General features: G+C 45.2%; 11 protein-coding genes. 4 read left to right on the forward strand and 7 right to left on the reverse strand.

The features are described 5' to 3' along the window. Positions 1–73 precede the first annotated feature (73 nt). Positions 74–2,437, forward strand: a complete 2,364-nt coding sequence (locus FHS24_RS10215) for a fimbria/pilus outer membrane usher protein (RefSeq protein ID WP_227671795.1) — start codon at positions 74–76, stop codon at positions 2,435–2,437. Further along, positions 2,437–3,486, forward strand: coding sequence for a Csu type fimbrial protein (locus FHS24_RS10220; RefSeq protein WP_183621039.1), 1,050 nt, complete (start codon positions 2,437–2,439; stop codon positions 3,484–3,486). Before FHS24_RS10215 ends, FHS24_RS10220 begins: the two co-directional genes overlap by 1 nt. A 213-nt stretch (positions 3,487–3,699) precedes the next feature. On the opposite strand, the gene FHS24_RS10225 is transcribed toward FHS24_RS10220, so the two are convergent. The 3 genes from FHS24_RS10225 to arsC form a co-directional block, all read right to left on the reverse strand. Continuing rightward, positions 3,700–5,010 carry an arsenic transporter gene (locus FHS24_RS10225; RefSeq protein WP_183621040.1) on the reverse strand — a complete coding sequence of 437 codons (1,311 nt, stop codon included), beginning with the start codon at positions 5,008–5,010 and terminating at the stop codon, positions 3,700–3,702. Positions 5,011–5,100: 90 nt separating this feature from the next. Then, a complete protein-coding gene (gene arsH, locus FHS24_RS10230; RefSeq protein ID WP_183621041.1) occupies positions 5,101–5,874 on the reverse strand; it encodes an arsenical resistance protein ArsH in 774 nt (257 codons plus the stop codon). Then, the gene (gene arsC / locus FHS24_RS10235; RefSeq protein ID WP_183621042.1) at positions 5,861–6,268 is read right to left on the reverse strand and encodes an arsenate reductase (glutaredoxin); all 408 of its coding nucleotides are present in this window, start codon (positions 6,266–6,268) and stop codon (positions 5,861–5,863) included. The genes arsH and arsC overlap by 14 nt, the downstream gene beginning before the upstream one ends. 162 nt (positions 6,269–6,430) lie before the next feature. On the opposite strand from arsC, the gene FHS24_RS10240 reads away from it, so the two are divergent. Next, positions 6,431–7,225, forward strand: coding sequence for a YdcF family protein (locus FHS24_RS10240; RefSeq protein ID WP_183621043.1), 795 nt, complete (start codon positions 6,431–6,433; stop codon positions 7,223–7,225). Positions 7,226–7,315: 90 nt separating this feature from the next. Then, positions 7,316–8,767 (forward strand): cardiolipin synthase, encoded by a 1,452-nt coding sequence (cls, locus tag FHS24_RS10245; protein ID WP_183621044.1) that lies wholly within the window; start codon positions 7,316–7,318, stop codon positions 8,765–8,767. 93 nt (positions 8,768–8,860) lie between these two features. On the opposite strand, the gene FHS24_RS10250 is transcribed toward cls, so the two are convergent. The 4 genes from FHS24_RS10250 to FHS24_RS10265 form a co-directional block, all read right to left on the reverse strand. After that, positions 8,861–9,814: a putative RNA methyltransferase gene (locus FHS24_RS10250; protein WP_183621045.1), complete on the reverse strand. Its 954-nt coding sequence runs from the start codon at positions 9,812–9,814 to the stop codon at positions 8,861–8,863. Between the two features lie 167 nt (positions 9,815–9,981). Beyond that, positions 9,982–11,100, reverse strand: a complete 1,119-nt coding sequence (gene mraY / locus FHS24_RS10255) for a phospho-N-acetylmuramoyl-pentapeptide-transferase (RefSeq protein WP_183621046.1) — start codon at positions 11,098–11,100, stop codon at positions 9,982–9,984. Between the two features lie 3 nt (positions 11,101–11,103). Next, the gene (locus FHS24_RS10260; RefSeq protein ID WP_183621047.1) at positions 11,104–12,576 is read right to left on the reverse strand and encodes a UDP-N-acetylmuramoyl-tripeptide--D-alanyl-D-alanine ligase; all 1,473 of its coding nucleotides are present in this window, start codon (positions 12,574–12,576) and stop codon (positions 11,104–11,106) included. A gap of 110 nt (positions 12,577–12,686) precedes the next feature. After that, complete coding sequence (locus FHS24_RS10265) at positions 12,687–14,402, reverse strand: UDP-N-acetylmuramoyl-L-alanyl-D-glutamate--2,6-diaminopimelate ligase (protein WP_183621048.1); 1,716 nt, start codon at positions 14,400–14,402, stop codon at positions 12,687–12,689. Positions 14,403–14,427: the final 25 nt, after the last annotated feature.

The following is a 14,427-nucleotide window of genomic DNA, read 5'->3' on the forward strand; positions in this document are numbered from 1 at the left end:
ACTCTTTCTGCAGAGTGTTGTCATTTCAGTTAGCCATGCCATAGAACCTAATGAAGTTGCATCTAAGGAAAATGTGTCCGTAGAATCTCTTTCTGCCGACACTCCTGATGTTCGGCTGACTCAGCTCGGTCTGGACAGCTATAATACTGCTGATGCTGGTGGCCTCGATCTATATTTAGACGTCACTATTAATGGCGCTAGTGCAGGTTTAGCCCACTTCGACTTTCGTGAAGGTGAGCTTTGGGCAAATACTGCTATCCTGCAACAGCTCGGCTTTATTTTGCCACCCGCCACAATCAACCCAATACGTTTAAACAGCCTGCCTGGTATAAAGGTTGATTATGATGCCCGCCAGCAGACGGTCAATATTATTGCACCGTTAAGTATGCTCAGTCTAGCTACCACCGTCGTTAACACTCGTAATAGCAAACGCACATCTCCTACTGCATCTCCCGGTATATTATTAAATTATAATCTCTATGGCTCACAGTCAGAGAATAGCTCGACGAACCTAAGCGCTTTTACCGAAGTGCGCGCCTTTAATTCTAAAGGCGTATTAAGCTCGACTGCATTAACCACTGGCAACCGCTTTTCTAATAGCAATGTTAATGACGATAGTAATCGAAACTGGGAAGGTCGCACAGTACGTCTTGATAGCAGTTGGAGCCGGTCATTCCCAGATAAGCTAATTACCGTCCGTGCTGGCGATATTCTCACTGGCGCGCTGTCATGGACGCGTTCTACGCGTTTGGGTGGTCTACAGATTGGTAGCAATTTTGACTTGCAACCTTATATAACCACTACTCCACTTCCTTCATTCTTTGGTTCTGCAACTCTGCCTTCAGCGGTGGAGCTCTATGTAAACGGTCTAAAGCAGTACAGCGGTGATGTACCGGCTGGTCCGTTTGAGCTCAATACCGCGCCTAGTATTAGTGGGGCAGGTAATGCTCAACTGGTGTTGACCGATGCATTAGGTCAAAGCTCTACCGTTAACTTCTCTCTATATGATACTCATAGATTGCTACAGCCTGGTCTGGCTGACTGGTCTATAGAGCTTGGTACCGTACGTGAAAACTATGGTACAAAATCCTTCGATTACGGCAGCGATATCGCTATCAATGGCACTTTACGTTATGGGGTGAACAATCGCTTTACTGCAGAAACCCATGCCGAAGCGACCAAAGATCTCGCTAATGCAGGTATTGGCGGGACGTGGGTATTGGGTGGACCAGGCGGCGTCTTATTTGCCTCATTAGCAGGCAGTGAAAGCCAAGGAGAAAGCGGCACACAGTATAGTGGCAGCTATTCATGGAATAACAATCGCTTTAATATCGGCCTGAACACACTAGGTACCAGTGGTAATTACCGTGATGTCGCTACTCAATACGGATCAACCCCCATACGTCAAAGCAATCAAGTGTCAACAGGTTATAGTACCCAGTCTTTAGGTAGTTTTGGATTAAGTTATAATCAGGTGGACTATGCGGAGGAAGACACTGCACAATTTGCCAGTGCCTATTGGAGTAAATCTTTTGGTCGACGCCTGAGTATAAATGCTAATTATAACCATGACCTCAATAACTCTGACAACAATAGCGCTTCGATTGGTGCCTCTTTTTCACTGGATCGTAATATCTCACTCAATAGTATTCTCCAGCATACTGACGATCGCAATGATTACGTGGTTGATGTCTCACAATCAGCTCCGAGTGCAGGTGGATTAGGATGGCGCGCGCAGGCACGTCATAGTATCGATAATAGTACAGACAATAACAACAGTGGCGGACTAGCAGAACTCAATTATCTCGGGCGTTACGGTCAAGTGCAAGCGGGGGTCAGCAGTTATGATGGCAATCACTCTACCTTTGCCAGTGGCACAGGCTCGCTAGTCATGATGGGCGGGGGCTTATTTGCCACACGTCAGATCAACGATGGCTTTGCCGTGGTATCTACTGATGGCGTCGCCGATGTTCCAGTACTATTACAAAACAATGTCATCGGTACCACTAATAGCCGTGGTCTATTGTTAATATCGCCGCTCAACGCTTATCAAGATAACAAGATTGCTATCGACCCTATGGACTTACCTGCTGACCTGCGTATTGATCAAGTCAGCATGAGCGCCACACCAACTGACCGCGCTGGTACATTGGTGGCATTTGGTATTACACAAGCGCGCTCTGCCTCTGTTATTTTAAAAGACAGTAACGATGAGTTTATACCATTAGGCAGTCAAGCACGTCTAGTTAGTAGAAAAAGCGCCACAGCAGCAGTGGTTGGGTTTGATGGTGAAGTATATTTAGATACACTCGATGAGCATAATGTACTAGAAGTCACTACTCCATCTGGTGATATTTGCAACGTCAATTTTGATTATCAAAAGCAAGGTGACGGCATACCACTACTAGGGCCATTCATCTGTCAGAAGGTACAATAATGAAAATAAATATCTTTCAATGGCGATATAGCCCTTTTTTAATCTTACTGCCTTTGTTGTTACCAACAGGTAATGCGCAGGCTGCACTATCTGTGACGTGCCAAGCGGGTATGAATACGGCACCAGGAAGTGCTGGTATTGTGAATTTTGGTACTATCACCAGTACGAATGCCAATAACGCCAGTACTACAGGTACTCTCACCTATAGCTGCACTAACACTGGTGACACTGCTGGTTATGTATCGGTCTGTTTAGCGGCTGACGGCGGTGAATACAATAATACTGCCGTAAACGGACGTTACATGCAGAGACCTGGGAGTGGGACCGATCCCGAAAGGCGCCTTAATTTTACTATGACGTTGCCTGGCGGGACTGTTTGGAGCACCCGTGGTAAGAGTGGTTTAGAGTTTAATTCAGGCTTACTTAGTATTGGTGCAAACTCAACTGTAAAAGGTAGTGAAGTTATTAGTTTGTCTATGAATGGTGGGAACACTAGAGCTACACAAGGAGTCTATACCAATAACTTTGGCAATGGCAACCATACTGCTTTAACGTTTAGAGCCAGCGAAAACTCATCCGGTCTAAACTGTGCAACGGGTAATCAAGGGTTAGATAGGTTTCCATTCACAGTTCAAGCTGCTATTGAACCTAGCTGTATAATCACTGCTACTTCCGACGTTAACTTAGGTCCTCGCTCAGCAAGTGAGACCAATATTACAGGCAGTAATAGTAGTGCAATTACAGTCAATTGTACTAATGGTGGCTCTTACTATGTTGGTTTAAAACCTTCTAATAACTCCACAACTGGGGCTGGTGTGATGAGTGGAACTGGCGGTAATTTAGACAAAGTGCCATATCAGCTCCGCTCTACCGCGGGTATTAACGGAACTATATGGGGCAACACTGCTACCTCTACTACTATAGGAAATGGCGTGGCAGATTTTGGTACTGGAGCAAATAAAACACATGAGGTGTTTGTGACTGTCCCTAGCGCTGATTTTAAACCCGATAATTACTCAGATACTGTAACTATAAATGTTAATTACTAATAAAAGCCTAAAACAGCCTTTATTCATAAATAAAAACTTAAATACTATTATTCGATAGCTTGACTATAGAGTATATATTTCTATTACCTAACAAAGTTAATTTTTATGATTTAGCTCACATCATCTACTCTTTAATAAAATCGAGTGCAAATTTGTCTTTATTATAATGTTTTAGATAATACAACTATTAGAAATAACCTCTAAAACCCTCCCTTAAACGCTAGGCAACAGAGGCAACCAAAACACCAATGCCAATAGCGTGGCTAATAATACGGGCGGCGTTATCAGCAGACCGACCTTCATATATTGTCCCCAGCTTATCTTATAATCCTTTTCTGCCAATACGTGTAACCACAATAACGTCGCCAAACTACCAATAGGCGTGAATTTTGGTCCCAAGTCATTACCAATGACGTTGGCATAAATTATCAACTCTCGAGTGGCCGCTGGAACTTGGGCGCTATCAATCGCCAACGCGCCTATCAGCGTCGACGGCATATTGTTCATCACAGACGCTACGATGGCGGATAAGAATCCTGTGCCGACCGTCGCAACGAGCGCGCCTTGTTGACCTAACCAATTAAGTATTTGCGCACCATAAGCGGTAAGCCCCGCATTCCCCAAACCATAAACTACCAAATACATGCCGATTGAAAATAGTACGATTTGCCACGGGGCTTTCTTAAGAATATTAGTCATAGAAAACTTGGCATCACGTCCGCCTTGCCACCAGCGTCCAGCAATCGCCATTAGTATAAGCGCCGCGGCACTCGTCACTACGGAGATAACCAACCCGAGCGATTCAGTCGCGAAATAAGCAATTAATAATAATGCCAGCAGTGGAAAAGCGGCTCGAAAAACCAGCGGGTCTTTGATAGCGGATTGTGGTGAGCTAAGATTTGCCATTGAGTAGCGCTTAGGAATATGACGCGCATAAGCAATCCATAATACCAATAGCGTCGCTAGGACAGAGACGATATTTACCGGTACCATCACTGCTGCGTAGCGACCAAAACCAATATCAAAATAATTGGCGCTGACGATATTGACCAGATTAGATGTCACCAACGGCAAACTTGCAGTATCGGCAATAAAACCGGTTGCAATAATAAAGGCTAAGGCTGATTTGGGGGCAAAATCAAGGCGCAGCAGGATAGCAATCACAATCGGTGTCAGCAGTAAGGCCGCGCCGTCATTGGCAAAGAAAGCAGAAATAAACGCCCCTAATAGTACTATCATCGGAAATAGCAAACGCCCGCGCCCATTGCCAAGCCGAGCGACGTGTAATGCCGCCCAGCCAAAAAATCCTGCTTCATCTAAAATAAGGGAGATAATAATCAGTGCCACAAAGGTAAAAGTGGCGTCCCAAACGATGTCCCAGACAATACCAACGTCAGACCATTGCACCACGCCAAATACTAATGCGACCAAAGCGCCGCCTATCGCACTCCAACCAATGCCAAGCCCTTTAGGCTGCCAGATGACTAAAATCAAAGTCACGATAAAAATAGCGAACGCGAGCATGGAGTAACCTTAATGTGGCAATTGAAACAATGAAACATTAATAAGTGCAATAATGAAGCCAATAATAAAACCAATAATAAAGCAACAACGTTAGAGAGATTTTTGATTGACGCGTTTTGATACTTCCGCAGCACTTTCGACCCGTTCTGAATAGCGATCGGTCAGATACGCCGAGCGTCCACGGGTAAGCCACGTAAATTTGACCAACTCTTCGCAGACATCGACGACGCGCAAATAGAGTGGTGACATTTTCATGCGATCATTATCGTCGAATTCTAAAAATGCTTTTGGGATAGAAGATTGATTGGGGATAGTAATCATACGCATCCAGCGCCCAAGAATACGCAATTGATTGACGGTATTAAAACTTTGGCTGCCGCCACTGACTTGCATGATAGCGAGTGTTTTACCTTGGGTCGGGCGTACGCCGCCTAACGCCAACGGAATCCAGTCAATTTGTGCTTTCATAATACTGGTGATGCTGCCATGGCGTTCTGGACTGACCCATAGCATGCCCTCTGACCACTGTGCCAACTCGCGTAACTCTTGTACTTTCGGGTGGTCGCTATCGGCGTCATCTGGCAATGGTAAGCCTGATGGATTAAACATTCGTACCTCACAGCCGTACCAACGCAATAGACGGCTTGCTTCCTCAGCCGCCAATCTAGAAAATGAGCGCGCGCGTAAAGAGCCATATAACACCAATATTCTTGGTGCATGGCGTGGGTCGTTTACCCCTATCAAAGACTCAATATCAATGGCTTGTATTTGACTGACATCAATATTGGGTAAATCATTGCTATCACACTCACTAATGAGCTTATCTTCTACTGCTAGAGTTGCGGTATCTTTAACCTTTGACATGTTTGACGATTTCCCCATCTTCTTTGGTAAAGCTACTGACCGCATTTTCCAGTAATTCGAACACTCGCTCTGACGGTCGGCACAGCGCCGCGCCTCTATTGGTAACAACAATAGGACGATTGATTAAAATAGGGTGCGTTATCATGGCATCAATCAGTTGCCCATCGCTCAATGTTGGATTGTCTAAACCAAGCTCAGCATGGACATTTTCTTTACTGCGTACTAGCTCGCGCGGCGTTATATTCATCAGTCCCAATAGCTCAACTAAGTACTCACGAGACGGCGGTGTTTTTAAGTACTCGACCACTTCTGGTGTTTCACCTGAGGCCTGCATAATAGCAAGTGTATTACGAGACGTACCGCATTTGGGGTTATGAAAAATTATTGGCGTCATAAGGTTTTCCTCTTAACGTTAAAGGGATTAGATTTGATATATATATGAATATTACCAAACAGCCTTGCTATTAAAACAATATTGAATTGAATAGATAAATAACGTTTTATTAAATTAACAGTAAACTAAAGAGAAGTATCTTTACTTAATAAAAGCAAAATTATGGCAAAAAAATTACTCATTATAGCGCGTGTTGGATTAGTCGTTATCGGCGCCGGCATCATGGTGGATTGCGCCGTTTTAATGGCCGTTGGCAAAATTAACTTTGGCACTGTTGTACCGTTTTTATTGGGCAGTATCTTTGTCACCCATGGGATATTTTGGCATGCCATCCGCAAATTTACTAGGCAAAACCTTTTCCGCAATCGTATTTGGTATGCGCTATGGCTGCTGTTTTTTATCTGGCTTATTAGCTTCGGGTTATTTATTTTCTCGTTGCAGCAGCAAATTAAACGCAGCGCGCAGCCTATACCTGAGGTCGCCGCGATTATTGTATTAGGTTCAGGTACGGTCGCAGGAAAGCCAACACCGACGCTTACTCAGCGTTTAGATACAGCAGCGCCGTTGATTAAATCACAGCCAGAGGCATTGACGCTGACCAGTGGTGGCATTGGTATGGGGCAGACGCGCAGTGAAGCCAGTATTATGGCGACCTACCTACATGAAACGCATGGCATTGCCTTTAAGCACATTTTACAAGAGGGCAAAAGCACCAGTACTGCCGAGAACTTAATCTATAGCCAAGTAATTTTGGCGGCGCAAGGTGTCTCTATTACAGCGCCTATTGCCATTGTGACCAGTGACTTCCATACCATTCGCGCCGCCGCTATTGCCAAGCATCAAGGCTACCAGCAGCCTATTCTACTCGCCAGCCCGACGCCGCTATCCATTCGCTACAATGCGTGGTTTCGCGAATACTTCGCCTTTATCAGTGGTTGGCTATTTGGCGAATACTAATAGAAGTTAGTAAAGCGGTTAATAAATTAGCACGATAAATAACACAGATTTTTAATAAAGATAATAACGACAATAATGGACGGCAGCTCTATGCTCATCGACATCTTATTAACCATTCATTTCATCCTATTGATACTGATATCCTTGCGCGTCCTATCGCGCGATGATTTAACCGCGCCAGCACGATTGGCTTGGATTGTCATTTTATTCGTCTTACCTTATTTTGGCGTATTGGTTTATTGGATGTTCGGTGAGGTACATTTAGGACGCAACTTCGCGCGCGAACGTGAAGAAATTATTAATAAATTACGTCAACACCGTCCTGCAGTCCTTGGTAGCGATGTAGCCTTAACACTGGCTGTCAAACCTGAATATCAAGCATCCTTTGCTTATTCAGCAAAATCCACTGGTTTTCAGACCACGGTAGGCAATCGCGCCGAGTTGATGGCCGATGCCGCCGAGACCCGCAGACGAATGATTGCCGATTTTGATGCGGCAACCGATCATATCCATGTGCTGTATTACATTTGGTTGGTAGATGGCATGGGAACCGATACCGCTCAAGCACTGATTCGTGCCGCAAAGCGCGGTGTTACCTGCCGAGCGATGGTCGATGGTATGGGCTCGCGCAAGATGGTCGGCTCAAAGCTATGGCAAGAAATGAAGGCCGCGGGTGTACATCTCAGTGTCGCCCTACCCTTGACCAATATACTCAAAGTGCTGCTATTAAGCCGTATCGACTTGCGTAACCACCGTAAAATCACCGTGATTGATGGCAAAATTGGCTATGCTGGCAGCCGAAATTGTGCCGACCCTGAATTTATGGTAAAGCCCAAATATGCCCCTTGGGTCGATATTATGCTACGCATCGAAGGGCCAATTGTTGCGCAAAATCAGATGCTATTTGCCAGTGATTGGCTGACTGAAAATCCTGATACGCCGCTCGATAGCTTTCCGTATGTGACGGATTTGCAGCCAAATCTGCCGACCAATGATTTTGCCGCACAAGTTTTCTATGATGGACCGACTCAGCGTCACGGCACCACGCCACAGTTTTTAGGCGCTTTGATTAGCCAAGCTCAGCACACACTAATGATTTCTACACCTTATTTTGTACCCGATTATTCACTGGTGAGCACTCTATGTGCGACCGCCTATCGCGGGGTTGAGGTGACGATGATTTTCCCTAAGAAAAACGACTCCTTTATCGTTGCCGCAACCAGTCATAGTTACTATTGGCAATTGCTTGAGGCAGGCGTGAAAATCTACGAATATAAACCCGGATTGCTACACGCCAAAACTCTGACTGTTGATAGTGAAATCAGCTTGATTGGCTCAACAAATTTAGATTTGCGTAGCTTTGATTTGAACTATGAAAACAATATTCTCTTTAGTGATAATAAATTGACTGCAGATATTATGGAGCGCCAATATCAGTATATCGCTGACTCCGATGAAGTGACGCTCGAAGAAGTCAAGAACTGGCCGCTGTCTTATCGTATTTGGAATAACATTGTTGCCACCATGGGCCCTGTTTTATAAATGAACCCTTGTTCATGAGTGTTTGCTAATAAGTACTTGTTAAAGAAAAATGATTAACACGAAATAATTTTCATTAAATACGCTTTATTAATTCTATCGAGTAGCTGTTTTTTGCAAAATATAGATAACAAACTTGGCTTCTGTCGCAAAAGGTTGTGCTGCCACTTCTGCTAGCAGCGCCTGTCTTTTTTCGTTACGCGCACGATACGCATAAGGGGTCATGGTCATTAAATCTGTCAAATCCTCTGCCGATAAATTTAAACTACTGCTGATATGATGAGTCTCTAACAGCTGAAAATAAGGCGCCAATTCCTGTAAAAACTTATCAGAATCATGCTCACGGACGTCATCAAATAACGCCTCACGCATCGTCGCTAAATGCCCCATATCGGGCTTGGCAATGATTAGATAGCCTTCATCACTTAATACTTCATTAAACGCTTCTGGCAAGATGGGGCTAAAAATACTGCTAATTCCATTGATGCTATGCGCGCGTAATGGTAAATGCGCCGCGCTGGTGACCAGCGGATAAATAGCTGCAGCTTTAACTGTTTCCTTACTAGCACTGTCTTTAGCTTGCTGAGACCAAAGACCACCTAAAGCCTTACTGGTTTTTGCCAGCTCTACGACGGCAGGTTTACTGATATCCGCTGCAATAAGCATATCCATTCCCGTTTGCGCCATTGCCTGCGTGTAATAGCCTTCACCGCAGCCAATATCTAGCCAGTTGATGGGCCTATCTTTTTGGCTAAGACTGACTTTCTGTGCTGTTAGTAACGCCGTCATCTTTTGGCAAATTAAGTCATTTAATGGCTGATAATGTCCGGCATTTAAAAACCGTTTGCGCGCATCAATTGATTGCTGGCTGTCGCCCGGTGCTTTGGATTTTTTTTGTTGTACGGGTAATAGATTGACATAACCCTGACGCGCCACATCAAATGGATGAGCCGTTTGCTTTGGGTGCAAGCTGCCATCACAGCGCCACGTATCTGTGGCAGTTTGCAGAGGTGATTGGCAAAGGGGACAAATAAATAAGCTCACAAACATCTCAAAGTCATCGCAATATGGCTGCCATTTTAACAAAGTTCAGGCTGAGTAAGGGATAAAAGGTGGGGTAAAAACGCGATAACAAGCTGAAAAGATAAATTATGAACGAGCATAAAAAAGCCATCTCAAATTTTAAGATGGCTTTTCATTTATATTTTATTGACGACTTAACGTAGTTTTAAAGTCATAAGCCCAAGAATGACTAAAATAATGGCAATGATCCAAAACCTTGCCACCACTTGCGTCTCTTTCCAGCCAATCTCTTCAAAGTGATGGTGAAGTGGCGCCATACGAAAGACGCGCTTTTTACGCAGTTTATACGAGCCAACCTGTAGCATCACTGATAACGCCTCGGCAACAAATAAGCCACCCATAATGGCAAAGGCAATCTCTTGACGGGTCATAACCGCAATCGTACCGAGCATCGCGCCGAGAGCAAGCGCCCCAACATCACCCATAAATACTTGCGCTGGATGAGCATTAAACCATAAGAAACCAAGCCCGGCGCCAATCATAGAACCACAGACAATAATCACTTCCGAGTTATAAGCGATATAAGGTACATGCAAGTAATCCGCAAAGCGCACGTCACCTGACACATAAGCCATGGCGCCTAAACCGGCTGCTACCAAGACCACGGGCAAAATAGCCAAACCATCCAAGCCATCGGTTAAGTTGACAGAGTTAGAAGCACCATTAATCACAAAGTAGGTAAAGATAATAAAACCAATACCAAACGGCACTGCTGAGAAGGGAATAATCCAATCTTTAAAAATCGGTAGCAGCAAATCCTGCATCTCACGCGTGGTCGCCATATCTGGCTGTAAGGTAGCAATATAATATAAAGAAATACCGACGAATAACGCGCCCATCGATAGCCAAAAGTATTTTTTGCGGGCGATTAAACCTTTAGGGTCTTTATACTTAATTTTAAGCCAATCATCTGCCCAACCGACCGCGCCAAAGATAATCATCACAATGAGCAAAATCCACACATAGGGATTGTTTAATCGCGCCCACAATAAGGTTGAAACCCCAATCGCGCTCAAAATCAGCACCCCACCCATGGTCGGGGTTCCAGTCTTGGCCAAATGCGACTGCGGACCATCATTGCGAATCGCCTGACCGTACTTCAGCGCGCGCAGACGTCGAATGACGCGCCCACCAAAAATCATACTAAATGCAAGCGCGGTAATGACCGCTAGTAACGCACGTAGCGTCAACGAAGAAACCGCAGAAAACGGCGTATAATACTGACCAAGCCAGCCAAACAACCAAACTAACACCGCCTACTCCTCGACTAGCGCATTGATAAGGGTTTCCATTTCCATGGAACGTGAGCCTTTAAACAGCACCGTACAAGGCTGCGCTTGTTGTGCTTGTAAATAAGGCTGTAAATATGCCAACAAACTATCTTTATCAGCAAATGCATGGGCGTTGATAGCAGAAATCTCTTGCGCACCTGCCACCGTATAAGGGGCATATTCACCAACACACAGCAGCACATTGATGCCGGTGGTCGCAATCGTACGACCCAAGCTTTGATGCTCGCTAACCGCCGCCTCTCCAAGCTCGGCAATATCACCTAGTACCATCACTTGCGTACCCGTTTGCGCCGCCAATACTTTAGCTGCCGCTCGAACCGAATGCGGATTGGCGTTATAAGTATCATCAATCAAACGATGCATACCGAGTAGCTGGCTGTTTAAGCGCCCCTTAGCAGGACGGGCGTTTTCAAGTCCGACGACGATATCACTGATATCGATATTTAGCGCATGGGCACAAGCAGCAGCGGCCAAGGCATTATTGACATTGTGCTCGCCTGCTAATGGCAGGTTGATATCATGCACTTGGCTGCCAATATGCAGCTTAAATTCACTGCGCTCAGGCTCAACATCTAAATGGCTGGCACTGACATCGGTATTGCCAAAGCCAATCACGTGTGACGTATGCTTTTCAGCAATACGGCGTAGCTTATTGGTAAAATCATCTTTATCAGGAACGATCGCGTACTGCGTGTCATTCAAAGTATGGTAAATCTCAGCCTTGGTTTGGCAAATGCCTTCACGGCTACCAAATTCCCCTAAATGCGCGGTACCAATATTAAGAACACAAGCGACATCCGGCTTTACAATCTCAGTAGTATAAGCAATCTCACCAATATGGTTAGCGCCTAGCTCCAAAATTGCATAGCGATGATGATCGGATAATTCGAGCAACATCATCGGCACACCCAAGTCATTATTTAGATTGCCACGGGTAATCAGCGTCGGCGCCAAGCGTCCAAAGATACTACCGAGCATCTCTTTGCAAGTGGTCTTACCGCTCGAGCCAGTAATGGCAATCACAGTCAAATTTTTATGCTGCTGACGACGATAAGCTGCTAATTGCCCTAACGCTAAACGCGTGTCATTAATAACTAATTGTGCAATATCAGCAGAAATGGGACGTGAAACGATGGCTGCAACCGCACCTTGTTCTATGGCAGTAGCGATGTAATCGTGACCATCAAAATTATCACCGGTTAAGGCTAAAAAGATATCACCGGTTTTAATAGTACGGGTATCGGTAGCGATACGAGTGCTGCTAATGGGTTTGCTTGCGTTTGTGCTGTTTGTGTCCGTGCTGTTATTGCTTGATGTTGCTTGCGCTTCAGCAAATTGCCAATGTCCACCCAGCGTTGCGGTTGCCACAAGCAGATTTTCTACCTGCCAAACATACAGCCCTTGCGACTGAATGATGTTATCGTTGTCGGCTGTCATAATGATTACCTTATATATGATGACTACTTATCTTTGATATTTAATGATATCTGTTGTTTAAAAAAGCTCAAAAAAAATGAGCGGCAAGTGCTATTATTTATCTATAAAGGCTATACGCGCCCTACTTGCTCTAAAGCATTTTGCAAAATAACGCTATCGTCAAAATCATAACGCACATGGTTAATTTCTTGATAGGTTTCATGACCCTTGCCCGCGATAACAACGATATCATCAGCTGAAGCTTGATTAACCGCATATTCAATGGCGGTTTGGCGCGCCGGTTCGATATGGGCACGTTGATATTGCTCGCTCGTCATGCCTGCTTGCATATCTTGCAAGATCATATTTGGGTCTTCGGTACGTGGATTATCCGCCGTCAATACGACTTTATCGGCGCCCGCCAATCCCGCTTGCGCCATCAATGGGCGCTTGCCCGCATCACGGTCGCCGCCACAACCAAACACTGCCCACAGCTGACCTTTACAATGGGTTTTTAGACTGGCAAGCACTTGGCTTAAAGCATCAGGCGTATGGGCATAATCAACAATAAAACAACCATCATTGGATGGCACACGCTGCATACGTCCAACCGCACCTTGCAGCTGAGGGATAACAGTCGCAATGCGCTCCAGACTAATCCCTAAAGCTACGGCAGCGGCAATAGCAGCAAGTAAGTTGGCAACGTTAAAGCGCCCGAGTAACGGGCTGACAATGTTTATGCTATTGATTTCTTTGTTTTCAAAATCCGTACGCAGCACAATCTCAACACCTTGCAAACTTGGCTTAATTTCAGCGGCAACAAAAGTCGCAGATTTTGCTGGGTCTAAGCTATAGGTCCAAACTGTTAATTGGCTGGCATGCGCCGTGTCGAGCATAATCTGTGCATGCTCGTCATCGATATTGACAATGGCGTGGGTTAACTCAGGAAAGTGTGCTTTATCGAAAAGCTTGGCTTTTGCTGCGGCATACTCTGCCATATCAGCATGATAATCTAGATGATCACGGCTCAAATTGGTATAAATCGCTACCGACACCGGCATACCTTGTAAACGCTGCTGATCCAAACCGTGCGAGCTGGCTTCCAATGCCAATAATTCAGCTTTCTCTATACCCATTTGATATAAGAATTGCTGTACTGCTAAGGAATCACCAGTGGTATGGCTGGCTTGCACTAAAGCGCCCAGTCTGCCGTTACCCGCTGTACCCATTACTGCGCTACTCATACCAGTTAACTGCGTCAATTGTGCCACCAATTGGCTGATGGTTGTTTTGCCATTGGTGCCCGTTACTGCGACGACCGTTGGCAAATTCACAGCCTGCTGATACTGCAAACGTGCTTGAATCAACTCGCCTAAAAAATCACGGATATTGGGCACATACAATACGGGGCAAGGTAGGCCGTCCAATTGCTGCTGTGTGATAGCTTGGGCATTATCATCTGTCAAAGCAAGATTGGCATGCGGCGGGACATTAGCTTTAGCAAGCAAAGCAAGAGGGTCGATTTCAGATAGGATAAAAGCCGCATTTTGCGCGGCTTGATAAAGGTAGTCACGACTTCTTTGACAGTTTGGCGTATGGCTTTTTAATAAGACAAAAACATCGTTAGCTACCAACTGACGGCTGTCTAAGAGAAACTGCTCAAATGGGATATTGGCAACCGAAGTTTTTAGATTGGGCAACTGACTGCTAGCTGCTACCATCATGGCTGTCAATGCCTGAGCTAGACTTTGACTGTCTTTAGGGTTCTGCCTATGTCTGCCGCTGGCTTCAATCAGCTGTTGCAAGGTGACTGTGTTGTTGCTTGGCGACGAGATAGACGGAGTCATTGGCAAATCCTAAACGGTTAAAAGC

The sequence above is a fragment of the Psychrobacter luti genome (assembly GCF_014192115.1).
In the GTDB taxonomy this organism is placed as follows: Bacteria; Pseudomonadota; Gammaproteobacteria; order Pseudomonadales; family Moraxellaceae; genus Psychrobacter; species Psychrobacter luti.

Bases quoted from the DNA above. Each gene is read 5' to 3' on its own strand.
- FHS24_RS10220 (WP_183621039.1), top strand. From the start codon at position 2,437: ATGAAAATAAATATCTTTCAATGGCGATATAGCCCTTTTTTAATCTTA.
- FHS24_RS10225 (WP_183621040.1), bottom strand. From the start codon at position 5,010: ATGCTCGCGTTCGCTATTTTTATCGTGACTTTGATTTTAGTCATCTGG.
- arsH (WP_183621041.1), bottom strand. From the start codon at position 5,874: ATGTCAAAGGTTAAAGATACCGCAACTCTAGCAGTAGAAGATAAGCTC.
- arsC (WP_183621042.1), bottom strand. From the start codon at position 6,268: ATGACGCCAATAATTTTTCATAACCCCAAATGCGGTACGTCTCGTAAT.
- FHS24_RS10240 (WP_183621043.1), top strand. From the start codon at position 6,431: ATGGCAAAAAAATTACTCATTATAGCGCGTGTTGGATTAGTCGTTATC.
- cls (WP_183621044.1), top strand. From the start codon at position 7,316: ATGCTCATCGACATCTTATTAACCATTCATTTCATCCTATTGATACTG.
- FHS24_RS10250 (WP_183621045.1), bottom strand. From the start codon at position 9,814: ATGTTTGTGAGCTTATTTATTTGTCCCCTTTGCCAATCACCTCTGCAA.
- FHS24_RS10260 (WP_183621047.1), bottom strand. From the start codon at position 12,576: ATGACAGCCGACAACGATAACATCATTCAGTCGCAAGGGCTGTATGTT.
- FHS24_RS10265 (WP_183621048.1), bottom strand. From the start codon at position 14,402: ATGACTCCGTCTATCTCGTCGCCAAGCAACAACACAGTCACCTTGCAA.